Below are 25,766 nucleotides of genomic sequence, written 5' to 3'. Positions count from 1 at the left end.
TCAGTGTTTGAGCAACAACGCACCCTCGATGGGCACATAGCGGGTGGCGGCACGGATCAGCGACAGTGCCGTGAGGCCGGGCACACCATACACCACCGCCTCGGTGCCATGACGCTGAATCACCCGCTCCAGCAGGAGGTCGAAATCACCGTCGCCAGACGCCAGTACCACTTGGTCGACGCGGCTGGCGGCATCCATCACGTCCAGGGTGATGCCCACGTCCCAGTCACCTTTGGCCGAGCCGTCGCTGCGCTGGATGAAGGGTTTGAGCCGAACATCGAAACCGAGGTTGCGCAAGATCTGCTGGAACTGTTGCTGCTTGCTGTCGCCACGGTCGATGGCATAGGCCACGGCCTCGACGATCTGGCCTTCGCGGCTGACAGCGTTCCACAATGCGGTGTAGTTGAAATGGCAGCCGTGGGCCTGACGCACGGTGTAGTAGAGGTTCTGCACATCGGCGAACAGCGCGATCTTTTTCACCCTGGTGCCTCATATCAGGTCTGGGGATCCGGGGGCGCTTGGCGCCCCCGGAAATGCCCGCAGTATGCCAGACCTGTCAGACGTAAGAATCGTCGTCCGAGAAGAACCCGCCATCATCGCTACCATAATCGCTGTCGGCATAACCACCCTGGTCACTGCCCCAACCACCATTGTCGGCTACGTGCTGCTGTGCGCCCGAGTCGTTCCAGCCACTGCTGTCACTGGCGGGTGCCGGCTCTTCCTTGATCACTTCGACCACCTCCTGCGGCTGCGCATCATGATGGAACAGGCTGCTGATACCCTGCGCCAGCAAGACACCGCCGGCGACACCGGCCGCGGTCTGCATCGCCCCACCAAGGAAACTGCTGCCACCACTGCGCGCCGGCGCGGCAGCAAAACCGGGCTGCTGCATTTGCGGTTGGAAATAGCCGGCGGCCGCCGGTTCGCGCCAGCCGCCAGTCGATGCCGCCGGGGCGGCTACGGCTGGTTGCGGTTGCACGGGCGGAGCTGCATTGCGTCCACCCGAACCAAAAATGCTGGAAAGGAAACCACCGCCACCGCTGCCTGGCGCACTGCTGGTGCGGGCGGCCTCAGCCTGGGCACGCGCCTGCTTCAGTTCGGCTTCAAGCTGCTTGTTCTGCTCGTCGAGTCGCTTGATCGCAGCCTCCTGGACCAGGATCGCCTGAGCCATGTAGTAAGGTGCCGCCGGCTGCTGGCGCACGTGCTCCTCGATACGGGCCTGAGCCTGAGCATCACGAGGCTGGCTCGGGTCCTCGGCTTGCCTGATACGGCTGAACAGGCCGTCGATAAGGGTTTGTTCTTCAGTATTCATGGGGCGACCTCGTGGGTAGCGGGAGAACGGATAGCGTCAAAGATGGGGCGTACAGGCGTGGGATTCAATCACCGACGTCGTGAAACTTTTTTCAGCAAATGGCGGCCCCCGCCCTGCTTTGGGCTAAAGTTAGGCCCCTGTTTTTCCTGCCATGCGATGTTGACTGATGAATCCGCTGAGCGTCCTGCGCGACTCCCTGTACTTCTTCCGCCGCCACCTGCCGAGCATCCTCCAGTTGTGCCTGCCCTTTGTAGTGCTGGAGGCCCTGCTCACCCAACTGCTGTACCGGCAGCTGGGTGACCAGGCGTCACCGGCCTACGGCATGCTGGTCAGCCTGCTGTTCTACCCGCTGTACAGCGCCGCGCTGATCCTGTTCCTCGACACCCGCAGCAACGGCCAGACCACCGGCAACCGCGAACTGTTCGCCCGCGCCGTGCAACTGTGGCCGCAGCTGGCCCTGCTGATCCTGATCAGTTCGCTGCTGATCATGGCGGGCCTGGCGTTGTTCATCTTCCCGGGCGTGTGGATCATGATCAACCTGGTGTTCGCCGAGTACCTGCTGGTGCTGCGTGGCCTGCCAGTGGTGCAATCGATGCGCGAAAGCGCACGCATGACCACGGGCCACTTCCTGCGCATCATGATCTGCGTACTGGCGGTGCTGGCACCGATATGGCTGATCGACGGGCTGCTGTTGATGGCATTCCCCGAGCCATCGCCCGGCATGGAGCTGGCCATGGACAGCCTCAGCGGCTTCTTGCAGCTGTTCAGCACCGTGGTGCTGTACCGTCTGTTCATGTTGCTGGAAGGCGAAGAGCGAACCTGAAGGCATGGAGGAAAACCTTCGGCCTGCGTGGCTGCCCAGCCCGGGCATAAGGTGGAGACCCTCAATGCCTATCTAGGAGCACACCATGGACGATGACACACTCGCGGGCTACGCCAGGTCGTTTCGCGGCAAGCTGTACCTGCGTGCCGCCGACCGGGACATCCCACTGCGCCTGAGCCGCAGCGACGACAAATTCACCTGGGGCATCACCCCGGAGGATGACTGGCTGCAGGCAGGCGGCCGGCAGGACTCGCCGCTGATGAGCTTTCACTACGATTCGCACAGCGATGACCGCCTGCACTATCACATCAGCATTCCAGGCAGCCCGACGACGAAGAGACTCGGGGTCAGCCGCAACGGTTACCTGGGTTTCTACTGGCGTGCCGAAGTCACCAACTTCTGGAAGATCGAACCACTGCAACTGACCGATGAAGGCCTGGTGTGTCACCTGCGCGACCACCGCGGCTACCGGGTTGGCATCCTCGAGGACGACCCTCACAAGAGCGGTGACTGGGTGGCCTTTCTCAACGTCGAGGAAGGCGAAGAATCTACCTTCCTGCTCCGGCAAACCGGCTGAGAGGATGCCACGCTGTCGTCAGGTACCCCGAGGCTTGGCCCTCGCCGTCGCCTCGGCTACCAAGGGGTTATCCGGCCAGTAATGCTTCGGGTAACGTCCTTTGAGGTCCTTCTTCACTTCGGCATAGGTCGTACGCCAGAAGTTGGCCAGGTCCTGGGTCACCTGCACCGGCCTGCGTGCAGGTGACAACAGGTGCAGCTTGACCTGCAGGTGGCCGTTAGCGATGCGTGGCGTGTCGGCCAGGCCGAACAGCTCCTGCAGGCGCACCGCGAGGATCGGCGGATTTTCGCTGTAATCCAGGCGGATGTTCGAGCCGGAAGGCACTGCCAGGTGCGCAGGGGCCTGTTCTTCCAGGCGCTGTGGCAACGGCCAGGGTAACAGGTTGCGTAGCATTGAAGGCAGATCCAGCGCGGCGAAATGGCTCAAGCGCGACACTTTGCCCAGGTACGGCTGCAGCCAGCTTTCCAGGCTGGCGAGCAAGGCTTCGTCGCTCAGGTCTGGCCATTCGCTGTGGCCTTGCCTGGCCAGGTCGAGTTGGCGCAACAGCGCTACACGTGCCTGCCATTGGCGCAGCTCTGGTGTCCAGCTCAAGAGATTCAGCCCCTTGCGCCGGATCAGACCAAGCAGCGCCCGGGCGCGCGCCTCATCGTCCAGGCCGGGCAGCGGTTCGCGGCTGAGGATCAGCTCGCCAACCTTGACCTGACGCTCGGCACGCAGCACCTGCTCGCGCTCATCCCAATCCAGCACGTCAATCCGCTCCACCTGCTCGGCCAGCACGCCATCGAGCAGTGTCGAGTCGAACTCCGCCGCCAGGTAGATACGCTCTTCACGCTGGCCCTGGCGGCTGCCCAGGTCGGCAATCACCAACCAGGGGCACTTCATCAAGGCATCGACCTCGGCAAACAGCGCAGCACGGCCATTGGCCAGCCGATACTCCGCACCACCCTCGCGGCGCTGCTGGGCAACGCGGTCAGGGTAGGCCAGCGCCAGTAAAGCACCCAGCCACCTCGGGTGATCGGGGTCGGCGACCGGCGCCTGCGGCGTACCGCGCAGCAAACCACGGTATTGGCGCGCCAGCTGGCGGGCCCGCTGCACACCACCCTGGCTGCCCCGGGCAGCCTTGCTCTGGCCACTGACCAGGGCCAAGCGGCTATGCAGGTCGGCACCGCCACCCCGTTGAATATCCCGCTCGCCCAATAGTGCAGCGACATCACAGGCCATTCGTGCCAAGCCCAGGTCCTGCCCCCGCAACAGCAAATGGGCGATACGGGGGTGTGCCGGCAGTTCGGCCATGGCCTGGCCATGTTCGCTGAGGCTGTCGCGGCTGCCCGGTTTGAAGGCATTGAGCCGCGCCAGCAGGTCCTGGGCCTGGGCGAACGCGGCGAGGGGTGGCTGGTCGAGCCAACGCAACTGCTCGGGTGTCACGCCCCAGCGTGCCAGTTGCAAAGCCAGGCCGGCCAGGTCGGCCTGCAGGATCTCGGCACTGCCATGGGCGGCCAGTTGTTCATGCTGGGCCTCGGACCACAACCGATAGCACACGCCGGGCTCCAGCCGCCCGGCACGACCGGCGCGCTGGGTGGCGCTGGCGCGCGAGATGCGCTGGGTGTCCAGGCGGGTCATGCCGCTGCCGGGGTCGAAGCGCGGAACCCGGGCCAGGCCGGCATCGATCACCACCCGCACACCGTCGATGGTCAGGCTGGTCTCGGCAATATTGGTAGCCAGCACCACCTTGCGCAGGCCCTTGGGCGCCGGATTGATGGCGGCGCGCTGGGTATCGAGATCGAGTTCGCCGTGCAGCGGGCACAGCAGGATCTCAGGCCGTTCACCCAGCGCTTCCTGCAGGCTCTGGTGCACCCGGCGTATCTCGGCCTGGCCAGGCAGGAACACCAGCACACTGCCAGCCTGCTCGGCCAACGCCTGCAACACGCTGTCCACCACGCGTGGCTCGATGAACTCGCCCGGCTGGTAAGGGCGCCCCCAGCGGATATCCACAGGGTGCATGCGGCCTTGGCTGCTGACCACCGGTGCATCGTTCAGCAACCGGGACAGACGCTCCCCCTCCAACGTCGCAGACATCAGCAAAATCTTCAGGGGCGGGTCGTCTCGCAGCAACTCGCGGCCGTTCAGGCTCAGCGCCAGGGCCAGGTCGGCATCAAGGCTGCGCTCGTGGAACTCGTCGAAGATCAGCAGCCCCACCCCTTCCAGCGCCGGGTCGGCCTGCAGGCGGCGGGTGAGGATACCTTCGGTCACCACCTCGATACGGGTTTTCGGCCCGACCTTGCTGTCCAGCCGAATGCGGTAGCCAACCGTTTCGCCAACCTCTTCGCCCAGCTCGCTGGCCAGGCGCTCGGCCGCGGCCCGGGCCGCCAGGCGCCGGGGCTCGAGCATGAGGATGCTCTGCCCGGCCAGCCAGGGCTCGCTGAGCAGCGCCAGCGGTACGCGGGTAGTCTTGCCGGCACCGGGCGGCGCTTCGAGTACCGCTTCGTCACGGTTTTCCAAGGCCTGGCGCAAGGCGGGCAAGACAACATCGATCGGTAATGAAATCATGGTGGTCCTCGAACAATCCCGCGAGTATAACGGCGAACCCAGCCTGCTCTATCATGGTCTTAGCTTCAGGTGCAGACGTTTCGCTTGCCCTGCTGAACACCTTTTCGGAGATTCACATGCGCATCCCAACCCGCGTCATCGGTGGCGCCCTCATCGTCACCTTGCTGACCCAACTGACCGCCTGCGGCACCATTCTCTACCCGGAACGTCGCGGCCAGATCGGCGGCAAGATCGACCCTGTGGTTGCCGCGATGGATGCCATCGGCATCCTGTTCTATGTAATTCCGGGGCTGATCGCCTTCGGCATCGACTTCGCCACAGGCGCCATCTACTATTCGGGCGGGCGCAGCGCCCAGGTTGACCCGGTCAAACTGCGCGACGCCGTCAGCCCCGATGGCAAGGTCGACAACCTGAAGCTGCAAGCCATTCTCGAGAGCGAACTGGGCCAGCGCCTGCCGTTGAACGACCCACGGCTGATCCAGCATCGCGGCAGCATCGAGCAACTTGCCAGCCTGGGCCTGGTACCGGCGGCCTGAACCGCAAGGACACCGATCACGGATGACGACCACCCCGGCTGAACACCAGCGCCTGCTGCGCCTGGCGACGCGCGCGTCGCTGGCGGTGGCCAGCATCCTGGTCTTGAGCAAGGCCGTGGGCTGGTGGCTGAGCGGCTCGGTGAGCCTGCTGGCCGGGCTGACCGACTCGGCACTGGACGCCGTCGCCTCGTTCCTCAACCTGCTCGCCGTGCACTATGCCCTGCGCCCGGCCGATGATGACCACCGCTATGGTCATGGCAAGGCCGAAGCCCTGGCCGGCATGGCACAGGCGCTGTTCATCGCGGTCAGTGCAATGCTCATCGGGGTGCAGGCGGCCGAGCGCCTGCATACCCCGAAACCGTTGGGCGATACCGACATCGGTATCGCGGTGATGCTGCTGTCGCTGGTGCTGACGCTCGCCCTGCTGGCCTTGCAATCCAAGGTCATCCGCGTGACCGGCTCCACGGCAGTGCGCGCCGACTCCCTGCACTACCGTTCGGACCTGTTGCTCAATGGCAGCATTCTCCTGGCTTTGCTGCTGGCACACTTTGGCTGGCCGCAACTGGATGCACTGTTCGGCCTGGGCATTGCCGCCTATATCCTGTGGAGCGCGCTGCAGATTGCCAGAGAGAGCACGGCCATCCTGATGGACAAGGAACTGCCCGCTGATGTGGGCGAGGAGATGGCCATGCTGGTGCTGGCCATCCCGGGCGTGAAAGGCGTGCACGACCTGCGTACGCGGGTGTCAGGCAACCAGTGGTTCGTGCAGTTGCATCTGGAACTGCCGGGGATGTTGCCGCTGGATGAAGCGCATGGCTTGTGCGTCAAGGCGTCGGAAGTCATCCGTCAGCGCTACCCGCAGGCGGATGTAATGGTGCACGCCGACCCGGTGTGAGCCTGCAGGCGATGGGTCGGGTCAGCAGCATGCCGGGTTTAGTTGATGCTGTAGCCTCGCCCACTGAAGCAGGCTCCCAGCGCTCGCCGATAGTTATCGGCCACAGTGGTCGGCGGCGCATATGCCGCTGTCGCCGGGTCGAACCCCGACTGGCTGACTGCCCAGCGATGGCACTGGTAACGGTCCTGTTCCTGCTGCTCCTGCCCTTGCCCGTGCATCGGGTAAGCCACCACATCATAACCACCACCCACAGGCGGCAACGCGGCAACAGGCGGGTTGACCACCACGTACTCGCGGCGGTCGGCCAGGTACTGGTAATAGGTGTCGGCCACCACGAAGAACAACGCCCCGCCCAGCCAGACTTCACGCGCATAGGGCGGCAGGTAATCGACCCGCATGCCGTCAGGCGGGGTCACCACGACATACCGGCCCCCCTGCGGGCGGAACCAGTAGCCACCGGAATAGAAATAGTCATCGCCACGGTAGGGCACTTTCCAGTAACGGTCGGGGAAATGATCGAGGGTATGCCCGGGACGGTATTGCGGCCCAGGCCCCCAGCCATTGCCATGGCCATCCGGGCGTCCCTGCCAGTCGCCGCCAGGACGTTGCCCCGGGCCACCGGCTTCCCAGTAGCGGTTATCGCCATGACGACGCGGAATGTCCTGGTAATGGCCCTGGCGTGGCGGTTGCGTCTGTTGCACTTGGTCGCGCGAGTTGAGCGCACGAGCGGGTGCTTCGCCCGGCCCTTCGGCCATGGCCGCGAAGCTGATGCCCATCGCAAACACACCTACACCTGCCGACTGCCAGATGCGCGACTTCATGGTAATCCTCTCGGTAAAAAAACGGCGCCGGCAACCAGTCTACCGCGCCCGACACGCGGGCCAATGAAATTTCACGGGCATGAAAAAAGGGAGGCCGCAGGGCCTCCCTTCAGAAATTGTCGTCCGTGCTCGGCACTTGTGGCGCCGGCTCACCTCACACCGTCTTCTGGAAGGCGTGTAGCCCGGGGGCCTGGCCGATCCTGTTGGATGGCTGGCCGCGACCGCCCGCCTGGGGCGCGTCGCCGTGGACTGATGTCCGGGCAGTGATTCTGTGGGTAAAGATACCGGACAGGGTGGGACAGCGGATTGCGAAGATTGCTCGGATAAATAGCACTTGCGCAATTTTTCGCCCCGGATCGATAATTCGCCGCAATCGGAACAGAAAAGGCAGAAATCATGAGCAAGCTTGACCGCTACGACCTGAGCATCCTCGCCGAATTGCAGCGCGATGCGCGCATTTCCAACCAGGAACTGGCCGAACGCATCGGCCTGTCGCCATCGCCATGTTCGCGTCGGGTCAAGCAGCTGGAGGACGATGGCTACATCTCGCGCCAGGTGGCCCTGCTCGACCGCAAGAAGCTCGGCCTGAGCCTGACCGCCTACGTGCTGATCGGCATGGACCGCCACACCCCGGAGCGCTTCGAAACCTTCGAGGCAGCCATCCGCAACCTGCCACAGGTCCTCGAATGCAGCCTGGTGACCGGGATGGATGCCGACTACCAGCTAAAGGTGGTGGTGCCGGACATGGACCACTATCAGAAGCTACTGTTGGGCAGCCTGACCCGTATCGAAGGCGTCACCAGCGTGCGCTCGAGCTTCGTGCTCAACCAGGTGCTGGCCAGTACCGAGCTGCCATTGACCCACCTGCGTTAAACGCTCATGCCAGCCGGCGTATACTCGGCTGCTCAGCCTGCCTGGAGAACACTGATGGATCCCGCCGTATTCGAAGAGTGGATGATGATCATCCTGGTCACCGTGCTGATCGGTTTCATGGGCTTCATCGTCTGGGACCTGGCGAAAAAGTCCAAGGCAGGCAGGTTCGGTACGTTGATCCTGTTCTTCGTGCTGGGGCTGGGGGTGTTGGCATTCATCATCAAGAGCGTGGTGGTCGGGTTTCTCGAAGGGGTGTAGGGCTAGGGAAGGTCGTAAGCGCTTTGCGCTCCATCGCCACACAAGGCTGCTGCTACCGCGGCCCCCACCCTGGCTGGCCTAGCGCTGCAACGTCGCCGGCACCTCGCGCCAGCAGCCCTGCTCCAGCCCATCCAGCGCCCAATCGCCGATCCGTACCCGCACCAGGCGCAAGGTCGGCAATCCCACCGCTGCCGTCATCCGCCGCACCTGGCGGTTTCGTCCTTCGCGAATCACCAGCTCCAGCCAGCTGGTCGGCACGCTCTTGCGAAAGCGCACCGGCGGGTTGCGCGGCCATAGCTCAGGCTCTTCCAGGCACCGCGCCTCGGCCGGCAAGGTCGGCCCGTCATTCAGCGCCACGCCATCACGCAAGCGCTGCAACTGCTCCTCGCTCGGCTGTCCTTCCACCTGTACCCAATAGGTCTTGGCCAGCTTGTGCTTCGGGTCGGCGATGCGCGCTTGCAGGCCGCCGTCGTTGGTCAGCAGCAACAAGCCTTCGCTGTCGCGATCGAGGCGCCCGGCCGGATACACACCGGGGATGTCGATGAAGTCCTTGAGCGTCGCCCGCCCGTCGCCATCGCTGAATTGGGTCAACACGTCGAACGGTTTGTTGAACAGGATCAGGCGTGGCTCGGCTGGGGGCGCCTTGGGCTGGCGACGCGGGCCGGTGGCAGGCCGCGCCTGGGGGCGGCGCGGCTTGGAACGGGGGGGCATTGACATGGGGCCTCAGCGGAACGGCGGCTCATCGAAACTGCGCAGTTTACGCGAGTGCAGCGAGTTGAGCTCGGTACGCAGCAGGTCGAGCGCGGCAATGCCGATCTTCAGGTGCTGGCTGACCGCGCGGTTGTAGAACGCGTTGGCCGACCCCGGCAGCTTGATCTCGCTGTGCAGCGGTTTGTCGGAAACACACAGCAAGGTGCCGTATGGCACGCGCAAGCGGTAACCCTGGGCGGCAATGGTGCCGCTTTCCATGTCCACCGCCACCGCCCGCGACAGGTTGATCAGCGGCCGCTCCTGGGCCCAGCGCAGCTCCCAGTTGCGGTCGTCGTAGGTCAGCACGGTGCCGGTGCGCAGGCGCTTCTTCAGCTGTTCGCCACGCTCGCCGGTGACCTGCGCGGCGGCTTCCTGCAAGGCCAGCTGCACTTCGGCCAGCGCCGGAATCGGAATGTTCGGCGGCACCACCCGGTCGAGAATGCCATCACGGCGCATATAGGCATGCGCCAGCACGTAATCACCGATGGTCTGCGACTGCCGCAGGCCGCCACAGTGGCCGATCATCAACCAGCAGTGCGGACGCAGCACTGCCAGGTGGTCGGTGATGTTCTTGGCGTTGGACGGGCCGACGCCAATGTTGACCAGGGTGACGCCGTCGCCGTCGGCGGCGATCAGGTGGTAGGCCGGCATCTGGTAGCGGTGCCATACCACACTGGCCACCAGGGCCTGGGTTTCACCATGGTCCATGCCCTTTTCGATCACCACGTTGCCCGGCAGGACCATACGCACGAAGCGCGGGTCATCACGCAGCTGGTCCAGACCGTGGCTGATGAACTGGTCGACATAGCGGTGGTAGTTGGTCAGCAGGATCCACGGCTGCACGTGGCGCCAGTCGCTGCCGGTGTAGTGCACCAGGCGACGCAGCGAGAAGTCGACCCGCGCTGCATCGAACAGCGCCAGTGGCAGGGTTTCGGCGCCGCCCCAGTCGTACAGGCCGTCGGCAATATTGTCGGTGGCCGCCGACAGGTCGGTGCTGGGGAACACGCGCGCCAACTGGGCGGCGGTAATGCCGCTGCCGGCCAGCTCGTCACCCTGGTCGACGACGTATGGGTAAGGGATGTTCTGCTCGCTGATGCCGACCTCTACCGTCACCGTGTAGTCATGCATCAGCGGGCGCAGCTGCTCCAGCAGATAGGCACGGAACGCGGCCGGCTGGGTGATGGTGACGCTGTAGGTACCGGCCACCTGCACCTTGGCATAGGCCCGCGTGGTGGCGGCGACTTCACCGTGGCTGTAGTAGGTCAGGCGCAGCGCGGGATAGCGGAACAGGTCGCGCGCTTCGGCGTCCGGCTCGGTACGGTCCTTCAGGTAACGCTTGAGGGCCTGGCTGAGGGCCCCGGTGGCCTGGTCATGCAAGGCCGCCAGACGGTCGACGGCCTGTTCGGGGGTATCAACGACTACAAACGCTTGGCTCACACTGTGCTTCCTGTCTGGACATGCCTGTGAACCATCTTGCCTGCCTTCGTGGCTAAATACACCCCCATTGATCGATGTCAGTCAGCAGACCGCCCCTGGAATTTCCGTGCATGGCTTGGAGGCAGCGCAGGGCCTGTGAGGGCGGGCGGGCGCGCGAAAAGCCAGCTCAGTTGCTCCAGACTGGCGTGGCCCGCATCACCAGAGCCTGCACATCTACCCCTCGCGGCAAGGCTCCGTAAGCCCGGCCACCGCCGGTCAAGCGGCTGTCGATGAACGCATCACTCACCACCGCATTCCCAGCTTCCAGCAACAGCTTGGCCTGCAGCGCCAGCGCAATGTCCTCGGTCAGTTGCCGCGCGCGATATTGCAGGTCGACGGTGTCGGCAAACGCGCCCTTGAGGTTGCCGATATGTGCAGCCAGACGCGGGTCGCCGTGCCCGTCGCCCAATTCGGCGAACAACGCATCGAGCACACCTGGCTCCTTCGACAACGCACGCAGCACATCCAGACACTGCACGTTGCCCGAACCTTCCCAGGTCGAGTTGACCGGCGCCTCGCGGTACAGCCTCGGCAGGATGCTGTCCTCTACATAACCCGCGCCGCCCATGCATTCGGCAGCCTCGTTGATCATGGCTGGCGCACGTTTGCAGATCCAGTACTTGCCCACCGCCGTCACCAGGCGGGCGAAATGCGCCTGCTGCGGGTCGTCCAGCTGTTCCAGCGCCTGCCCCATGCGCAGGCTCAAGGCCAGTGCCGCCTCGCTTTCCAGAGCCAGGTCCGCGAGGACGTTCTGCATCAATGGCTGCTCGTTCAGCAACCGCCCGCCAACCGTGCGGTATGCACAATGGTGGGCCGCCTGGGTCAACGCCTGGCGCATCAGGGCACTGGAGCCAACCATGCAGTCGAAGCGGGTCATCGCCACCATCTCGATAATGGTCGGCACGCCCCGCCCTTCTTCCCCGACCATCCACGCCAGGGCACCGCGGAACTCCACCTCGCTGGAGGCGTTGGAGTGGTTGCCCAGCTTGTTCTTCAAGCGCTGGATATAGAACTGGTTGCGGCTGTCGTCCGGGCGGTGGCGTGGCAGCAGGAAGCAGCTCAGGCCTTTTTCGGTCTGCGCCAGGGTAAGGAAAGCATCGCACATGGGTGCCGAACAGAACCACTTGTGCCCGACCAGCTCGTAGGCCTGGCCCGGGCCCGCCGCGCCGACCGGATAGGCACGGGTGGTGTTGGCCCGAACATCGGTACCGCCCTGCTTCTCGGTCATTGCCATGCCCAGGGTGACTCCGGCCTTGTGGCGGTCGCCGACGTTGCGCGGGTCATAATGGCAGGCGAGGATTTTCGGCAACCAGTATTCGGCCAGTTCGGGCTGCAGGCGCAGCGCCGGAACTGCGGCGAAGGTCATGGTCAGCGGGCAGCCGGTACCGGCCTCGGCCTGGCTGTGCAGGTAGGTCATCGACGCCCGCGCCACATGCGCACCGGGACGCGGCTCGGCCCACGGCAGCGAAGGCAAGCCGTGCTCCACCGCCGTACGCATCAGCTCATGGTAGGCCGGGTGGAACTCGACCAGGTCGATGCGATGGCCGTAGCGGTCGTGGCTGCTGAACTCCGGTTTGTGTGCATTGGCCAGGAAGCCGGCCTGCATCAGCGGGCCGCCGGCCAGGGCACCGTAGGCATCGATTCGCGACTCGGCCCAACCTGCGCCGAAATGCCGTGACCATTCCTGCAACGGCAGGTCGAGGCGGTACAGGTTGGCACCGTCGAGCGGCGGTGGCTGGTTGGTGACTTGGTGGGTTTCAGCGTACTGGTGCAGGTTCATCGGGGGCTCCTGGATCCGGGTAGGCTTGAGAGACCCAGTGAAGCACTCTGTACGAGCCAGTCAAAGTGACATTAATGACTAAACATGTGGTGGGAGGCATGTCTTGGGGATGCAGCGGAGCTGACAGGTGTTCGCCACGACAGTTGCAGCGCCTGTGAGATTGAGCGCAGCCCGCGCGGGGCGCTCGATCTCCCAAACGCTGCACCTGTCACGGCGAGCACCTGCCAGCCCTAACCCGATCCCCGCTTCACTTCCCGGCACTGCCAACAAAAAGCGTTGTAGTCCAAATCCCTATCCATTGTAGGACCCTTCTTAAACCCTCCCGGCCTGAAAATACCCGTCTAGAGGCTGCTAGATTCCTGGCTTTCATTTTTGAAAAAAGGGCGAGCCATGAGCATGCGCATGAACATCTTCGGCCGATACCAAGGCCTGGACGGCGACCAAACCACCACAGGCGCCATCTGCATTGCCAGCCAGGCCAGGGGCCGCGTGCATGGCCGCAACTGGCTGCTGCAAGGCGACCCGACCACACCTTGTCCGCTATGTGGACAAGCGGGCACCATCGTCGAGGGCGAAGCCCGCTGGCGGCAGGATGGTATTCCCACGGCTCTGGACGGGGCGATGGTGCAATGCGGGTGCCCACAGGGCAGCAATCGCGTGGTTGCGGGTGGGTCAGCAACGCCGGCGTCGCACAGGGCACCAGCACGTGAACCTGTTCGCGAGGCACCCGCGCAGGCCCTGGCGAGTCGCCCGATTAGAAACTCCTATCAGCCAGAAGTGGCTCAGCCTTCACCTACTCCACAAGGCATGGAACCCGGCTTCTACATCGTTCCGCGTTGCATGACGTATCAGGAAGTCCTGGCAGAATTGGGCGCGCCGCAGGCCAACCTGCCTCGGTCAATTCTGGAGCGGCTGAACCCGACGTATCAGCGTGGATTCAAGGCAGGTGAGATCTTTGTCATTGGTGATGGTCTGAGACGCCCGGTGTGCACTCGGGAAGAGATTTATGCGATGAGTGCGGCGAAGCAGGCGCGGGAGGACTTGGCAGATCTCACCCCGGAAGAGGCTAACTTCATGATGCGTCACTTGCCTGAAATAGCAGGGTTGCTGAGCAGTACCAGTTTGGCAATGGGGGTGAGCGGGGCCATGATGGCTCAGGTTCTGGATGAACTTAGCGCGACGTTGCGCAAGATCGAAGAACTGCACCAACATCAGTTTTCCAAGCATGGTCATCTACGTAGTCCGGAGTTTTTTGCTGAACGTAGGAAGCTACTCAGAAAATTGGACGCGCAGCTGAAGGTGGGATTTCTTAACAAACACATGCACCTCGGAAGCCATGACAGATTACGGGGCGACCTAGGCATTTCGTCAAAAAGCCTAGTACATCACTGGAGCAAGGCCGGAGCACCAGGGGGCATCCCTGGATATTCAACGCACTTGGACAAGTTGACACGTTTGTCTAACTACCTGAAAAAAGGTGGATATGTAGGGCTGGCGATCGGTGCTGGGTCGTCTTGGCTGAAAACTCAAGAAGCATGTAGATCAGGCAATACTCAATCCTGCAGACAAATAAGATTTACTGAGGCGGGCAATTTTTCAGGTGGACTTGCATTAGGTGCCGCTTCGGGAGCAGCTGGAAAAGCGATAGCAGGCTTTGCCTGCGTCAGCCTTGGGGCCATAAGTGGAGCAGTATGTGCCATTGTAATTGTCGGTGCCAGTTCATATGCTGGGAGCGTAGCTGGCATGAGCATCGGTGAGTATATAGGGGAAGAACTCTATGAATTAACCGAACATGAATGAATTTCTTGAGTCTCTCTGGGGTTTGGGATTTCTGGTCATGCCTTTTGCACTCTTTTTCGCAGGACTAGCAATGACAGCGCAACTCGCTTACCTGCCTAATTACCGGAAACTCCAACACGCCTTAAGAAGAAGTGAGCACTTGAAAAGAGCCGTGCTTTGGTGGGGGGAACGTAGCTTTTACTCCCGGGTATCAGTCGTTGCTACATTGAGTGGTATCGCGTTAAACCCTGAATACTTTCTGAAACGAGGACTTCTCGATCCAGATGATGCTTCAAGCATTCCAACCAGCTTGAGGAAGAGGATGCGCATTGTATTTTTATTACTACTGGTAGCATTTGCCTGGTCGCTGTTAGCCGCCATCCTGATCAAACTGAAGCGCATGCATTTCTGGAGTTAACCTGGATCGAAGTGCAACCCACAAATAGACCGAACATTGCAAGCGCCCGATCAGGACTCACCGCGGGGACCACACTCCCACAGGCATTGCGCATCTTTCAGTCTATGCACAAATCCTGTGGGAGCGGGTTCACCCGCGAAAGCGGCCGAAACAGTCAATACAAAGGGCAGCGCATCAAACCCAGCTCGGCATCATCCAGCAGCGCCTTGGCCATTGCTGCGAAGTAGTGCGAAGCCCACATCAATTGCTGGTCGCCATCCATCAAACCGCATATTGGTTATGTGTCACCCGTCCGTTTCCACACGTTGGGGTGACAGCTGCACACGGGGTGGAAAACCAGGCATATGATGAAACCCGGTAGGCCCGAAAGCCTCCCGCGTACAGCTGTCATGTCAACAAACATCATATGTCTTGCCAGGTTTCCACACCCGATCGCTGAACCGTCAGCGACTGGAAAAGCCTAGAGCGCGGGATTTGCAGGAACAATCAGACGTGTGTCGACAGGGGTTGTAGGGTATTTCGCAGGGGATGGGGTTGCCAGTGCTGAAGCATAGGAAGAGTCTGGCGTTGTTGTAGGAGTGCAGGTGCGGTCAGGGCATGTCCTGAGGGCCGCTTTCGGCTCTTCGCGGGCACGCCCGCTCCCACAGCGATCGCGCATTGCCTGAATTCAACGCCAAACCTGTGGGAGCGGGCGTGTCCGCGAAGGGCTGCAAAGCAGCCCCGACAAAGCCTGCGAAAATCTCTAAAGCGACCGTCGCGTCTGCAGAACATTCGATGCCATCTGCACCTGCGCCACAGCCATGTTCAAACTCAACTCGAACCGGCTGCCCAACCCCCGCGTCGATTCATGCGCCAACCGTGCCCCCAGCAACTCGCCCATCTGCCGGCAGATCGACAAACCGATCCCCAACCCGCCATACCGCCTGGTCATCGATCCATCGACCTGGAAGAAGCGCTGATACAAGGTCGACTGGTCGAGGTCGTCAAAGCCAATGCCGCTATCGCTGACGATGAAGGTCAGCGCCAGCTCGTCCGGCCCTAGCCGGCGGCTGCGCACCTGGATCAACACCCCGCCCTGGTGGGTGAACTTCAGGCCGTTGTCCACCAGGCAAGCCAGGCAGCGGGCCAGTTTCTGCCCATCGCCCAGCAAGCCATCCGGCAGGTCAGCCGGGATATCCAGGCTCAGGTACAGGCCTTTGCCCAGCGCCTGCCCGGCATAACCGGCGCGCAGGCCGTGCAGCAGATTGCGCAGGCTGAACGGCGCCGGCTGCGCGCGCAGGCGGCCGGCCTGCAGTTCAGACAGGGTAAGAATCGCATCAACCATGTCCATCATGCCCTGCGCCGAACCCACCGCCGTACGGTGGTACTGGGCCATTTCGGCCTCCATCGGCAAGGTGTGCATCAGCTCCAGCGAACCGATCACGCCGTTCATCGGCGTGCGCAGCTCATGCGTCACGCTGGCCAGGAATTCGTCTTTCAGGCGGTTGCTCCTGGCCAGTTGCAAGTTCAACTGTTCAAGCGTCCGCCCGGCGTCACGCAAGGTCTGCGCCTGCTGCTCGCGCAGGTTGTTGATGCGGTCGGCCAGGGCCAGCGACAACAAGGCCACCTCCAGCGCCGAACCCAGTTGGCTGGCATACATGGTGATGAACACGTTCGGCAGGTAACCCAGCACCATCAGGGTGTTGACCAGGCCACCGAGCAGGAATGCCGTCCAGGCGATGATGAACCAGCGCGCCACGCGCAAGCCATGCCACCAGGCGTACAGCCCGGCGCTGAAGATGCTCACGGTGAACAACAGGGCCAACGCCGTGGCCACGCGCAAGGCGAAGCCATAGGGCATGGTGACCGCCAGCACCATGACCAGCGCACCGCCCAGCATCAATGCTTGCAGCAGCCGGTCGAAGCCAAGGCTGATACTGCCCAGTCGCAGGAAATGCCGGGCGAACTGGCAGCCGAACAGGCCAGCAGCACCGATGAACAGTGGGGTCGAAGCATTCGCCCACCAAGGGCTGTCCGGCCACAGGTAAGCCACGCCGGCGCCGTTCACCGACACCTGGTAAAAGCCGAACGAGGCGATATAGAGGATGTAGTAGAGGTAGCTGACATCGCGCACGCTGAGGTAGATGAACAGGTTGTACACCAGCATCACCAGCAACACGCCATAGATCATCCCCAGCACATACAGGCGCGTCGGCTGCGCCTCCAGATAGGCCTCGGTGGACCACAACGTCAGCGGTGCCTGCAGCGAACCCTGGCTGTGCAGGCGCAGGTAGACGGTGGTTACCTGGCCGGGCGGCAACGGCAACTCGAACAGGTAGTTGTTTTGCCGGATCTGTCGGCTGGCGTAGGGCAAGGCATCGCCGGTGCGCCGGGCCAGGCGGTAGTTGCCGCTGCTGTCGGGCAGGTACAGCTCGAGGTGGTCCAAGGGTGGATACGCCAGTTCCAGCAACCATGGCCGTGGGGCTGCGCCGGGCGGCGCGATAGGGCGTAGTTCGACCTTCAGCCAGAATACCGATGTCGAATACCCGGCGTTCAGCACGTCTTCGGAATGGGGGCGGAAGCGCCTGGCGAACCCAGGGGCACTGACCTGGGCGATGCTGGCATGGCCATCGACGTCTTCATAGACCTGCATGGCCTTGCCCAGCGGAAGTTGCCGGGTCGCGTCGTCGAAATCGACCGCTCCGGCCCACACGGGCAGCATGCCCAGAAGCACAATCAGCAAATAGCGCATACAGCCCCAGCATGGCCTGTCCGGTCGAGTCGCGATTGCCTCCCATCCGTTTGAGACGACCTGATCCGGCAGAACCCGTTTATCGAGTTATCCGAGCACTCTAGCATAGCTTCGCAACCTGGCAATCGACCATATCAAACCACAAAGGAAAGGCTCTATATCAAGGCTTTCAGAAAGAACACCGATAACAAGCTGACTGCATGATCAGCAAAACCCATTTGCCGAACGATCCGCCCAAACAGGATTGGTGGTAAGCTCGCCGACCATGAATATCTACAGCTCCCGCCCCGTTGTCCTCTGTCTCTCCGGCCACGACCCCAGTGGCGGCGCCGGCCTTCAGGCAGATATCGAAGCCCTGCTCGCCCAAGGCTGTCATGCCGCGCCCGCGGTGACTGCCCTGACCGTGCAGGATACCGTCAACGTTTCCGACTTCCGCGTGCTCGACCGCGAGTGGGTGCTGGCCCAGGCCAACGCTGTACTGGCCGACTCCACGGTAGCCGCCGTCAAGCTGGGCATGCTCGGCTCGATCGAGATGGTCGACACCGTCGCCGAGCTGCTGGCCGCGCACCCGCACCTGCCGCTGGTCTGCGACCCGGTGCTGCGGGCCGGTGGGGGTGGCCGCCTGGGCAAGGACGAAGTGGGCTACGCCCTGCGTGAGCGCCTGCTGCCGCTGGCGACCATCGCCACGCCGAACCTGCCCGAAGCACGCATCCTGGCCGAGCTGCCCGAGGGCAGCGCCGATGAGTGTGCCGAGAAACTGTTGCCGTTCTGTAGACACCTGCTGATTACCGGCGGTCACGGCGACGAGGACGAAATTCACAACCGTCTGTACAGCCGCGGCGGCCAGCGCCACACCTGGACCTGCCAGCGCCTGCCGGGCAGCTATCATGGTTCCGGCTGCACCCTGGCCAGCGCCCTGGCCGGGCGCCTGGCCCAGGGCGAACAACTGGACAGCGCCGTGCGCAGCGCCCTGGACTACACCTGGCGCACCTTGCGTGATGCCGAGCAGTTGGGCAAAGGCCAGTTCGTGCCACGTCGCCTGCCGCTGGATTTCTGCTCCTGATACGAGGCCTTGTATGAAGCTACGTGGTCTGTACGCCATAACCGACAGCCAGCTGCTCGCCGGCCGTTTCTTCTCACATGTCGAAGCGGCGCTGGAGGGCGGCGTGTGCCTGCTGCAGTACCGCGACAAGAGCGACGACGCAGCCCGGCGCCTGCGCGAAGCCGAGGGGCTGATGAGACTCTGCGAGCGCTACGGCACCCAGCTGATCATCAATGACGACGCCGAACTGGCCGCGCGCCTGGGTGTCGGCGTCCACCTGGGCCAGACCGACGGCCCGTTGACCCCGGCGCGGGCCTTGCTCGGCCGCCAGGCGACCATCGGTTCCACCTGCCACGCCAACCTTGACCTGGCCGTCCAGGCCGCCCGCGAAGGTGCCAGCTACGTGGCCTTCGGCCGCTTCTTCAATTCCGTCACCAAACCGGGCGCCCCCGCTGCCAATATCGAACTGCTGGAGCAGGCCCGCGCCCAGGTGAAATTGCCGATCGCGGTAATCGGCGGCATTAGCCTCGACAACGCTGCCCCGCTGGTTGCCCATGGCGCCGACCTGCTGGCGGTGATCCACGGCCTGTTCGGTGTCGACAGCGCGCAGGAAGTCACCCGCCGCGCCCGCGCCTTCAACGCCTTGTTCGCATCCTGATTCGAGAGAACCTTCCATGTCCCGTTCCGAAGCCCTGTTCGCCCAAGCCCAGAAGCACATCCCCGGTGGCGTCAACTCGCCGGTCCGCGCTTTCCGCAGCGTTGGCGGCACACCGCTGTTCTTCAAGCATGCCGAAGGCGCCTACGTCGTTGACGAGGACGACAAGCGCTACGTCGACTACGTCGGCTCGTGGGGCCCGATGATCCTCGGCCACGGTCACCCGCAGGTACTGGACTCGGTACGCAAGCAGCTGGAGCATGGCCTGTCCTACGGCGCGCCGACTGCCATGGAAACCGAAATGGCCGACCTGGTCTGCTCGCTGGTGCCGTCGATGGAAATGGTGCGCATGGTCAGCTCCGGCACCGAAGCCACCATGAGCGCCATCCGCCTGGCCCGCGGCTACACCGGCCGGGACGCCATCATCAAGTTCGAAGGCTGCTACCACGGTCACTCCGACAGCCTGTTGGTAAAAGCCGGTTCCGGCCTGCTGACCCAGGGCGTGCCTAGCTCGGCTGGCGTACCGGCGGACTTCGCCAAGCACACCCTGACCCTGCCATTCAACGACATCGCCGCCGTCGAGAAGACCCTGGCAGAAGTCGGCCAGACCGTAGCCTGCATCATCGTCGAGCCGGTGGCTGGCAACATGAACTGCGTCCCGCCGGCACCTGGCTTCCTCGAAGGCCTGCGCGAGCAGTGCGACAAACACGGCGTGGTACTGATCTTCGACGAAGTGATGACCGGTTTCCGCGTTTCCCTGGGTGGCGCCCAGGGCCACTACGGCATCAAGCCGGACCTGTCGACCTTCGGCAAGATCGTCGGCGGCGGCATGCCGGTCGGCTGCTTCGGCGGCAAGCGTGAAATCATGGGCTGCATCGCCCCGCTCGGCCCGGTCTACCAGGCCGGCACTCTGTCGGGCAACCCGTTGGCCATGGCCGCCGGCCTGACCACCCTGAAGCTGATCAGCCGCCCGGGCTTCCACGCCGAGCTGACCGACTACACCAGCCGCATGCTCGACGGCCTGCAACAGCGCGCCGATGCTGCTGGCGTGCCGTTCGTCACCACCCAGGCTGGCGGCATGTTCGGCCTGTACTTCAGCGGCGCCGACGACATCGTCACCTTCGACGATGTGATGGCCAGCGACGCCGAGCGCTTCAAGCGTTTCTTCCACCTGATGCTCGACGGCGGCGTATACCTGGCGCCGAGCGCATTCGAGGCAGGCTTCACCTCCATTGCCCATGGTGACAAGGAGCTGCAGATCACCCTGGATGCGGCGGAAAAGGCCTTCGCTGCGCTGAAGTAACTGCCAGCCGGAACGGCCCCTTCGCGGGTAAGCCCGCCCCACAAGTCAGGCGTAAAACCTGTAGGGGCGGGCTTACCCGCGAAAGGCCAATACAACAAATTAATAACCCTGCTCAATCAGCCGACTCCCCAACCAAACAGAAATTCGAGTAAAACTTTGTAAGGTTGGCGCTGCTTATCCCATAATGTGCCACCAGAGACATTGGCCGCAGCTTTGCAGAGGTAAGTCGATCCCCATGAACCGCACCGGCCGCGCCCTGACCCTGGGCTGCCTGTTGCTTCTTCAGCCCCTGCTGGCCCTGGCAGAGGGCGGTAACTCGTTGCTGATTCCGGCGACGGGCCGCTGCACCTTGAACGTGCAGCCTGAAGACCTGGCAAACGCCCTGAAGGCCTGCGAACAGGCGGCGACGGCGGGGGATGCCCAGGCGCAATTCGAACTCGGCGACTACTACTATTCGCAAACCCCGAAAAACCTCGACAAAGCCCTGGACTGGCTGCAGAAGGCCTCGTTGCAGGGCCATGCCGAAGCCCAGTACCGCCTGGGCGCCATGTTCTACCGTGGCGAAGGGGTCAAGGCCAACAATGTGCAAGCTTACATCCTGCTGAAGATGGCAGCGGTCAACGGCGCCGAGGATGCGCTGGACATGGCTGACGAAGTGACCGAGAAAATGCCCCGCGACGAGCTGGAACATGCCACCCAGGTGCTCGGCCAGATCTTCCGCAAATACTTGCTGGAGCTGCAGAACGCCGAAGGGCGCACACCGTTCTCGCCACTTCCCTGAAGGTCACTTCTCCGGCATCGGCATGGGGAACGGCATCACGTTGCCGCCGCCCTTGGCTTCGCTGATCTTGGCGGTGCCCAGGCGCTCCACCTCATCGATGCGCACGATCGAATGCAGCGGCACGAAACTGCGGATTACCCCGTCGAACTGGCTCTTGAGCTTTTCTTCGCTCGGGTCCACCACCAGCTGCGAGCGCTCGCCGAAGACAAACTCCTCGATTTCCAGGAAGCCCCACAGGTCGCTCTGGTAGATCTGCTTGGCATACATCTCGAAGACCTGCCCCTGGTTGAGGAAGATCACCTTGTAAATGGCGGGTTCGCGTTTGCTCATGTTCGGCGGGATAACACATGCTTGAGAAAAGGCAGGCATGATAGCAGACCGGCTTGCCGATCTGTGTTGCCTGCCGGAGAACAGGCCAGACATACCGTTGGACGTTTCAGTGCTTTCGCCACTGCCATTCAAGGGTTATTCTTGAGTTCACCTTCATTGCCGTCGGGCGGCTAAAAACGACCTTGAACGCACCCATACAACCCCATCGTTTCATCCTCGAACCTTTCGAGGCCCACCGTTTCGCCAACCTGTGCGGCCAGTTCGACGAGCACTTGCGCCTGATCGAACAGCGCCTGGCGATCGAGATCCGCAACCGCGGCAACCAGTTCGAGCTGATTGGCGACCCCAAGACCACCTCCGCCGCCGAGCAACTGCTGCGCCGCCTCTACCGTGAAACCAAGGCCACCGAGCTGTCGCCGGAAACCGTGCACCTGTACCTGCAGGAGTCGACCGTCGAAAACATCGACAACCCGGCAGTCAACGAGGTCAGCGTGTCGCTGCGCACACGCAAGGGCAATATTCGCCCGCGCGGGGTCAACCAGCAGCGCTACGTCAAGGAAATCCTGGCCAACGACATCAACTTCGGCATCGGCCCGGCCGGTACTGGCAAGACCTACCTGGCCGTGGCCTGCGCCGTCGACGCGCTGGAACGCGAACAGGTGCGCCGCATCCTGCTGGTGCGCCCGGCGGTCGAGGCCGGCGAAAAGCTCGGCTTCCTGCCCGGCGACCTGGCCCAGAAGATCGACCCTTACCTGCGCCCGCTGTACGACGCCCTGTACGAAATGCTCGGTTTCGAACACGTGGCCAAGCTGATCGAGCGCCAGGTGATCGAGATCGCCCCGCTGGCCTACATGCGTGGCCGCACCCTGAACAACAGCTTCATCATCCTCGACGAAAGCCAGAACACCACGCTGGAACAGATGAAAATGTTCCTCACCCGTATCGGCTTCGGCTCTACGGCGGTCATTACCGGCGACATCACCCAGGTCGACCTGCCTCGTGGCACCAAGTCCGGCCTGGCACACGTCATCGAGGTACTGAAGGACGTTCCGGGGATCAGCTTCACCCACTTCCAGCCCAAAGACGTGGTTCGTCACCCACTGGTGCAGCGCATTGTCGAAGCCTACGACCGCTTCGATGCCCGCCAGGCCAAGCCCGAGGCGCCCGGCAAAGATGCTTGAACTCGACATTCAACGGGCCACCGATGCTACCGCCCCGGATGACACCGCTTTCCGCCAGTGGTGCGAACTGGCCCTGCGCCAGCGCAGCGCCGACTCGGAACTGACCATTCGCCTGGTCGACGAAGCCGAAGGGCGCGAACTGAACCACACCTACCGGCACAAGGACTATGCGACCAACGTGCTGTCGTTCCCGGCCGACGTCCCTGATGACCTGCTCGATATCCCGCTGCTGGGCGACCTGGTGATCTGCGTGCCGGTGGTCGAGCGCGAAGCGGCCGAACAGGGCAAGTCGCTCGAAGCGCACTGGGCACACCTGGTTATCCACGGCTGCCTGCACCTGCTCGGCTACGACCACATCGAGGATGAGGAAGCCGAGGAAATGGAAGGCCTGGAACGGGAATTGCTGGCAGAGCTCGGTCACCCCGACCCCTACGCCGACGATGAAACCGACTCAATCACACACTGATACACGAAGGATCACGAGAACCGCCATGAGCGAAGATCGATCGAGCAACGGGCAGAAGTCCTGGCTGGGTAAACTCACCCAGGCTTTTGCCCATGAGCCGAAAAACCGCCAGGAGCTCCTTGAGCTGCTGCGCGAAGCCCATCAGAACAAATTGCTGGACAGCGAAGCGCTGACCATCGTCGAAGGGGCCATCCAGGTGGCCGACCTGCAGGTCCGCGACATCATGGTGCCGCGTTCGCAGATGATCAGCATCAAGGCCAGCCAGTCGCCACGTGAGTTCCTGCCGGCGGTGATCGACGCCGCGCACTCGCGCTACCCGGTGATCGGCGAAAGCCATGACGATGTGCTGGGGATCCTGCTCGCCAAGGACCTGCTGCCGCTGATCCTCAAGGAAAACGGCGACAGCTTCAATATCAAGGACCTGCTGCGCCCGGCCACCTTCGTGCCCGAGTCCAAGCGCCTGAACGTGCTGCTGCGCGAATTCCGCGCCAACCATAACCACATGGCCATCGTCATCGACGAGTACGGCGGCGTGGCCGGCCTGGTCACCATCGAAGACGTGCTGGAACAGATCGTCGGCGACATCGAGGACGAGCATGACGTCGAGGAGGACAGCTACATCAAGCCGCTGCCAAGTGGTGATTTCCTGATCAAGGCACTGACCCCGATCGAGAATTTCAACGAGTTCTTCGACAGCGAATTCTCCGATGACGAGTTCGACACAGTGGGCGGCCTGGTGATGAGCGCCTTCGGCCACCTGCCCAAGCGCAACGAAACCACCGAGATCGGGCCCTACAAGTTCCGTATTCTCAACGCCGACAGCCGGCGGATACACTTGCTGCGCCTGACACCGATCACCCGTTAAGGACGAACATGCGTTGGATCACCCGCCCCGGCTGGCCCGGTAACCTGCTGGCCCTGGCGGCCGGCGCTTCGACTCTCCTGGCCCTGGCGCCATTCGACATCTGGCCGTTGGCCTTGCTGTCCATCGCCGTGCTCTACCTTGGCCTGCGCGAGCTCACCCCGCGCCAGGCCATGTGGCGTGGCTGGTGGTTCGGTTTCGGCCTGTATGGCGCTGGTACCTGGTGGATCTACGTCAGCATGAACACCTATGGCGGCGCCTCGCCGTTGCTGGCGATCGTGCTGCTGCTGGCGTTCTTCGCCGCCCTGGCCTGGTTCTTCGCCCTGCCCACCTGGCTGTGGGCACGCTGGTTGCGGCGCAACGAAGCGCCGCTGGCCGACGCCCTGTGCTTCGCCGCCCTGTGGTTGCTGCAAGAGGCCTTCCGCGGCTGGTTCCTGACCGGTTTCCCCTGGCTCTACGCTGGCTACAGCCAGCTGGACGGCCCGCTCGCCGGCCTGGCCCCGCTGGGAGGCGTCTGGCTGATCTCGTTCACCCTGGCCCTGAGTGCCGCCCTGCTGTGCAACCTGCACCGCCTGCGCGCACGTCCCGCCTTCCTGGCCGTGGCCTGCCTGCTGTTGCTCGCGCCATGGGTACTGGGCCTGGTCCTCAAGGGCCATGCCTGGACCAAGCCGGCAGGCGACCCGTTGAAGGTCGCGGCCATCCAGGGCAACGTCGAGCAGGAGCTGAAATGGGACCCCGCGCACATCGACGCGCAGCTGGCGCTGTACCGTGACCTGAGCTTCAGCTCCCGGCCGGTGGACCTGCTGGTGTGGCCGGAAACCGCCGTACCGGTGCTCAAGGACCAGGCCCAGGGCTATATCGACGTGATGGGGCGCTTCGCCGCCGGGCGAAATTCGGCGCTGATCACGGGTGTACCGGTGCGCGAAGTGGTGCACCACCAACGCCGCTACTACAACGGCATCACTGTCACCGGTGAGGGCGACGGCACCTACCTCAAGCAGAAGCTGGTGCCGTTTGGCGAATACGTGCCGCTGCAGGACATGCTGCGAGGCCTGATCGAGTTCTTCAACCTGCCCATGTCGGACTTTGCCCGCGGGCCGGAAGACCAGCCGCTGTTGCAGGCAAAGGGCTATCAGATTGCGCCTTACATCTGCTATGAGGTGGTCTATCCCGAGTTCGCCGCCAGCCTGGCTGCCCGCAGCGACCTGCTGCTGACCATCAGCAACGACACCTGGTTCGGCACCTCGATCGGCCCGTTGCAACACCTGCAGATGGCCCAGATGCGTGCCCTGGAGGCCGGGCGCTGGATGATCCGCGCCACCAACAACGGCGTGACCGCGCTGATCGACCCGTTTGGCCGCATTACCACGCAGGTTCCGCAGTTCCAGCAGGCGGTGCTGTATGGCGAGGTGGTGCCGATGCAGCAACTGACGCCGTACCTGCAATGGCGCTCGTGGCCGCTGGCGATCGTCTGTGCGTTGCTGCTGGGTTGGGCCTTGCTGGCGGGGCGCATTGCTAGGACTGTTTGAGCTCTCCTGTACCAGCCTCTTCGCGGGTAAACCCGCTCCCA

25 protein-coding genes and 1 pseudogene are annotated in these 25,766 nt (G+C 63.2%); 16 read left to right on the top strand and 10 right to left on the bottom strand.

Annotation, left to right across the window (positions count from 1 at the left end; all coding sequences use genetic code 11):
• Together B4L76_RS06475 and B4L76_RS06470 are read right to left on the bottom strand one after the other, a co-directional pair.
• Nucleotides 1–480: an NYN domain-containing protein gene (locus B4L76_RS06475; protein WP_289129847.1), complete on the bottom strand. Its 480-nt coding sequence runs from the start codon at nt 478–480 to the stop codon at nt 1–3.
• 76 nt (nt 481–556) lie between these two features.
• Nucleotides 557–1,312, bottom strand: a complete 756-nt coding sequence (locus B4L76_RS06470) for a DUF2076 domain-containing protein (RefSeq protein ID WP_296231303.1) — start codon at nt 1,310–1,312, stop codon at nt 557–559.
• A 166-nt stretch (nt 1,313–1,478) separates the two neighbouring features.
• Here B4L76_RS06470 and B4L76_RS06465 point away from each other — a divergent pair, with 166 nt between their 5' ends.
• Nucleotides 1,479–2,135, top strand: coding sequence for a YciC family protein (locus tag B4L76_RS06465; protein WP_296231302.1), 657 nt, complete (start codon nt 1,479–1,481; stop codon nt 2,133–2,135).
• 85 nt (nt 2,136–2,220) lie between these two features.
• The gene (locus tag B4L76_RS06460; protein WP_296231301.1) at nt 2,221–2,712 is read left to right on the top strand and encodes a hypothetical protein; all 492 of its coding nucleotides are present in this window, start codon (nt 2,221–2,223) and stop codon (nt 2,710–2,712) included.
• A gap of 18 nt (nt 2,713–2,730) precedes the next feature.
• Here the strand turns inward: B4L76_RS06460 and hrpB are convergent, their stop codons facing one another.
• On the bottom strand, nt 2,731–5,259 hold the full coding sequence (gene hrpB / locus B4L76_RS06455) for an ATP-dependent helicase HrpB (RefSeq protein ID WP_296231299.1): 2,529 nt from the start codon (nt 5,257–5,259) through the stop codon (nt 2,731–2,733).
• 116 nt (nt 5,260–5,375) lie between these two features.
• Here hrpB and B4L76_RS06450 point away from each other — a divergent pair, with 116 nt between their 5' ends.
• Nucleotides 5,376–5,795: a polyribonucleotide nucleotidyltransferase gene (locus B4L76_RS06450; RefSeq protein ID WP_296231298.1), complete on the top strand. Its 420-nt coding sequence runs from the start codon at nt 5,376–5,378 to the stop codon at nt 5,793–5,795.
• A gap of 22 nt (nt 5,796–5,817) precedes the next feature.
• Nucleotides 5,818–6,690: a cation diffusion facilitator family transporter gene (locus B4L76_RS06445; protein WP_296231289.1), complete on the top strand. Its 873-nt coding sequence runs from the start codon at nt 5,818–5,820 to the stop codon at nt 6,688–6,690.
• A gap of 38 nt (nt 6,691–6,728) precedes the next feature.
• On the opposite strand, the gene B4L76_RS06440 is transcribed toward B4L76_RS06445, so the two are convergent.
• Nucleotides 6,729–7,511, bottom strand: coding sequence for a DUF6515 family protein (locus B4L76_RS06440; protein WP_296231288.1), 783 nt, complete (start codon nt 7,509–7,511; stop codon nt 6,729–6,731).
• A 396-nt stretch (nt 7,512–7,907) separates the two neighbouring features.
• Between B4L76_RS06440 and B4L76_RS06435 the strand changes: the two genes are divergently transcribed.
• Together B4L76_RS06435 and B4L76_RS06430 are read left to right on the top strand one after the other, a co-directional pair.
• Nucleotides 7,908–8,384: an Lrp/AsnC family transcriptional regulator gene (locus B4L76_RS06435; protein ID WP_003249795.1), complete on the top strand. Its 477-nt coding sequence runs from the start codon at nt 7,908–7,910 to the stop codon at nt 8,382–8,384.
• Between the two features lie 54 nt (nt 8,385–8,438).
• Nucleotides 8,439–8,642, top strand: a complete 204-nt coding sequence (locus tag B4L76_RS06430) for a DUF2788 domain-containing protein (RefSeq protein WP_013974331.1) — start codon at nt 8,439–8,441, stop codon at nt 8,640–8,642.
• Between the two features lie 78 nt (nt 8,643–8,720).
• On the opposite strand, the gene B4L76_RS06425 is transcribed toward B4L76_RS06430, so the two are convergent.
• From B4L76_RS06425 to B4L76_RS06415, 3 genes are all read right to left on the bottom strand, one after another.
• Nucleotides 8,721–9,359, bottom strand: coding sequence for a pseudouridine synthase (locus tag B4L76_RS06425; RefSeq protein ID WP_296231281.1), 639 nt, complete (start codon nt 9,357–9,359; stop codon nt 8,721–8,723).
• A 6-nt stretch (nt 9,360–9,365) separates the two neighbouring features.
• Nucleotides 9,366–10,829 (bottom strand): AMP nucleosidase, encoded by a 1,464-nt coding sequence (gene amn / locus B4L76_RS06420; RefSeq protein ID WP_296231279.1) that lies wholly within the window; start codon nt 10,827–10,829, stop codon nt 9,366–9,368.
• 166 nt (nt 10,830–10,995) lie between these two features.
• A complete protein-coding gene (locus B4L76_RS06415) occupies nt 10,996–12,648 on the bottom strand; it encodes an acyl-CoA dehydrogenase family protein (RefSeq protein ID WP_296231278.1) in 1,653 nt (550 codons plus the stop codon).
• Nucleotides 12,649–13,044: 396 nt separating this feature from the next.
• Between B4L76_RS06415 and B4L76_RS06410 the strand changes: the two genes are divergently transcribed.
• Nucleotides 13,045–14,448 carry a PAAR domain-containing protein gene (locus tag B4L76_RS06410; protein WP_296231402.1) on the top strand — a complete coding sequence of 468 codons (1,404 nt, stop codon included), beginning with the start codon at nt 13,045–13,047 and terminating at the stop codon, nt 14,446–14,448.
• A complete protein-coding gene (locus tag B4L76_RS06405; protein WP_296231276.1) occupies nt 14,441–14,845 on the top strand; it encodes a hypothetical protein in 405 nt (134 codons plus the stop codon). Before B4L76_RS06410 ends, B4L76_RS06405 begins: the two co-directional genes overlap by 8 nt.
• Nucleotides 14,846–14,999: 154 nt before the next feature.
• Here B4L76_RS06405 and B4L76_RS06400 read toward each other — a convergent pair.
• Nucleotides 15,000–15,119, bottom strand: a pseudogene (locus tag B4L76_RS06400) (DUF3077 domain-containing protein); the annotation flags it as partial.
• A gap of 468 nt (nt 15,120–15,587) precedes the next feature.
• Entirely contained in the window at nt 15,588–17,576 is a 1,989-nt protein-coding gene (locus B4L76_RS06395) for a sensor histidine kinase (RefSeq protein ID WP_296231274.1), read from the bottom strand.
• 265 nt (nt 17,577–17,841) lie between these two features.
• Between B4L76_RS06395 and B4L76_RS06390 the strand changes: the two genes are divergently transcribed.
• The 4 genes from B4L76_RS06390 (at nt 17,842) to B4L76_RS06375 (ending at nt 21,357) form a co-directional block, all read left to right on the top strand.
• A complete protein-coding gene (locus B4L76_RS06390) occupies nt 17,842–18,639 on the top strand; it encodes a hydroxymethylpyrimidine/phosphomethylpyrimidine kinase (RefSeq protein WP_296231273.1) in 798 nt (265 codons plus the stop codon).
• A gap of 13 nt (nt 18,640–18,652) precedes the next feature.
• Nucleotides 18,653–19,276 carry a thiamine phosphate synthase gene (gene thiE, locus B4L76_RS06385; RefSeq protein WP_296231272.1) on the top strand — a complete coding sequence of 208 codons (624 nt, stop codon included), beginning with the start codon at nt 18,653–18,655 and terminating at the stop codon, nt 19,274–19,276.
• A gap of 16 nt (nt 19,277–19,292) precedes the next feature.
• Nucleotides 19,293–20,576 (top strand): glutamate-1-semialdehyde 2,1-aminomutase, encoded by a 1,284-nt coding sequence (hemL, locus tag B4L76_RS06380; RefSeq protein WP_296231271.1) that lies wholly within the window; start codon nt 19,293–19,295, stop codon nt 20,574–20,576.
• A gap of 235 nt (nt 20,577–20,811) precedes the next feature.
• A complete protein-coding gene (locus B4L76_RS06375) occupies nt 20,812–21,357 on the top strand; it encodes a tetratricopeptide repeat protein (RefSeq protein WP_296231269.1) in 546 nt (181 codons plus the stop codon).
• Nucleotides 21,358–21,360: 3 nt separating this feature from the next.
• Here B4L76_RS06375 and B4L76_RS06370 read toward each other — a convergent pair whose 3' ends face one another.
• Nucleotides 21,361–21,687, bottom strand: a complete 327-nt coding sequence (locus B4L76_RS06370; protein WP_170032856.1) for a DUF1820 family protein — start codon at nt 21,685–21,687, stop codon at nt 21,361–21,363.
• Between the two features lie 182 nt (nt 21,688–21,869).
• Between B4L76_RS06370 and B4L76_RS06365 the strand changes: the two genes are divergently transcribed.
• The 4 genes from B4L76_RS06365 to lnt are packed head-to-tail and all read left to right on the top strand — an operon-like array spanning nt 21,870 to nt 25,725.
• Nucleotides 21,870–22,868: a PhoH family protein gene (locus B4L76_RS06365; protein ID WP_296231265.1), complete on the top strand. Its 999-nt coding sequence runs from the start codon at nt 21,870–21,872 to the stop codon at nt 22,866–22,868.
• A complete protein-coding gene (gene ybeY, locus B4L76_RS06360) occupies nt 22,861–23,334 on the top strand; it encodes an rRNA maturation RNase YbeY (RefSeq protein ID WP_296231264.1) in 474 nt (157 codons plus the stop codon). Before B4L76_RS06365 ends, ybeY begins: the two co-directional genes overlap by 8 nt.
• A 25-nt stretch (nt 23,335–23,359) precedes the next feature.
• Nucleotides 23,360–24,199, top strand: a complete 840-nt coding sequence (locus tag B4L76_RS06355) for an HlyC/CorC family transporter (RefSeq protein ID WP_186686596.1) — start codon at nt 23,360–23,362, stop codon at nt 24,197–24,199.
• Nucleotides 24,200–24,207: 8 nt separating this feature from the next.
• Nucleotides 24,208–25,725, top strand: a complete 1,518-nt coding sequence (gene lnt, locus B4L76_RS06350; protein ID WP_296231261.1) for an apolipoprotein N-acyltransferase — start codon at nt 24,208–24,210, stop codon at nt 25,723–25,725.
• Nucleotides 25,726–25,766: the final 41 nt, after the last annotated feature.

The sequence above is a fragment of the Pseudomonas sp. UBA4617 genome, from assembly GCF_002386445.1.
Lineage (GTDB): Bacteria > Pseudomonadota > Gammaproteobacteria > Pseudomonadales > Pseudomonadaceae > Aquipseudomonas.
The sequence above is the reverse complement of the archived record's forward strand: the minus strand, read 5'-3'. Positions and strand labels throughout refer to the sequence as shown.

Excerpts from the sequence above, each read along its gene's own strand:
- B4L76_RS06470 (WP_296231303.1), bottom strand. The coding sequence starts at position 1,312 with ATGAATACTGAAGAACAAACCCTTATCGACGGCCTGTTCAGCCGTATC.
- B4L76_RS06465 (WP_296231302.1), top strand. The coding sequence starts at position 1,479 with ATGAATCCGCTGAGCGTCCTGCGCGACTCCCTGTACTTCTTCCGCCGC.
- B4L76_RS06460 (WP_296231301.1), top strand. The coding sequence starts at position 2,221 with ATGGACGATGACACACTCGCGGGCTACGCCAGGTCGTTTCGCGGCAAG.
- hrpB (WP_296231299.1), bottom strand. The coding sequence starts at position 5,259 with ATGATTTCATTACCGATCGATGTTGTCTTGCCCGCCTTGCGCCAGGCC.
- B4L76_RS06450 (WP_296231298.1), top strand. The coding sequence starts at position 5,376 with ATGCGCATCCCAACCCGCGTCATCGGTGGCGCCCTCATCGTCACCTTG.
- B4L76_RS06445 (WP_296231289.1), top strand. The coding sequence starts at position 5,818 with ATGACGACCACCCCGGCTGAACACCAGCGCCTGCTGCGCCTGGCGACG.
- B4L76_RS06440 (WP_296231288.1), bottom strand. The coding sequence starts at position 7,511 with ATGAAGTCGCGCATCTGGCAGTCGGCAGGTGTAGGTGTGTTTGCGATG.
- B4L76_RS06435 (WP_003249795.1), top strand. The coding sequence starts at position 7,908 with ATGAGCAAGCTTGACCGCTACGACCTGAGCATCCTCGCCGAATTGCAG.
- B4L76_RS06430 (WP_013974331.1), top strand. The coding sequence starts at position 8,439 with ATGGATCCCGCCGTATTCGAAGAGTGGATGATGATCATCCTGGTCACC.
- B4L76_RS06425 (WP_296231281.1), bottom strand. The coding sequence starts at position 9,359 with ATGTCAATGCCCCCCCGTTCCAAGCCGCGCCGCCCCCAGGCGCGGCCT.
- B4L76_RS06415 (WP_296231278.1), bottom strand. The coding sequence starts at position 12,648 with ATGAACCTGCACCAGTACGCTGAAACCCACCAAGTCACCAACCAGCCA.
- B4L76_RS06410 (WP_296231402.1), top strand. The coding sequence starts at position 13,045 with ATGCGCATGAACATCTTCGGCCGATACCAAGGCCTGGACGGCGACCAA.
- B4L76_RS06405 (WP_296231276.1), top strand. The coding sequence starts at position 14,441 with ATGAATGAATTTCTTGAGTCTCTCTGGGGTTTGGGATTTCTGGTCATG.
- B4L76_RS06395 (WP_296231274.1), bottom strand. The coding sequence starts at position 17,576 with ATGCGCTATTTGCTGATTGTGCTTCTGGGCATGCTGCCCGTGTGGGCC.
- B4L76_RS06390 (WP_296231273.1), top strand. The coding sequence starts at position 17,842 with ATGAATATCTACAGCTCCCGCCCCGTTGTCCTCTGTCTCTCCGGCCAC.
- thiE (WP_296231272.1), top strand. The coding sequence starts at position 18,653 with ATGAAGCTACGTGGTCTGTACGCCATAACCGACAGCCAGCTGCTCGCC.
- hemL (WP_296231271.1), top strand. The coding sequence starts at position 19,293 with ATGTCCCGTTCCGAAGCCCTGTTCGCCCAAGCCCAGAAGCACATCCCC.
- B4L76_RS06375 (WP_296231269.1), top strand. The coding sequence starts at position 20,812 with ATGAACCGCACCGGCCGCGCCCTGACCCTGGGCTGCCTGTTGCTTCTT.
- B4L76_RS06370 (WP_170032856.1), bottom strand. The coding sequence starts at position 21,687 with ATGAGCAAACGCGAACCCGCCATTTACAAGGTGATCTTCCTCAACCAG.
- ybeY (WP_296231264.1), top strand. The coding sequence starts at position 22,861 with ATGCTTGAACTCGACATTCAACGGGCCACCGATGCTACCGCCCCGGAT.
- B4L76_RS06355 (WP_186686596.1), top strand. The coding sequence starts at position 23,360 with ATGAGCGAAGATCGATCGAGCAACGGGCAGAAGTCCTGGCTGGGTAAA.
- lnt (WP_296231261.1), top strand. The coding sequence starts at position 24,208 with ATGCGTTGGATCACCCGCCCCGGCTGGCCCGGTAACCTGCTGGCCCTG.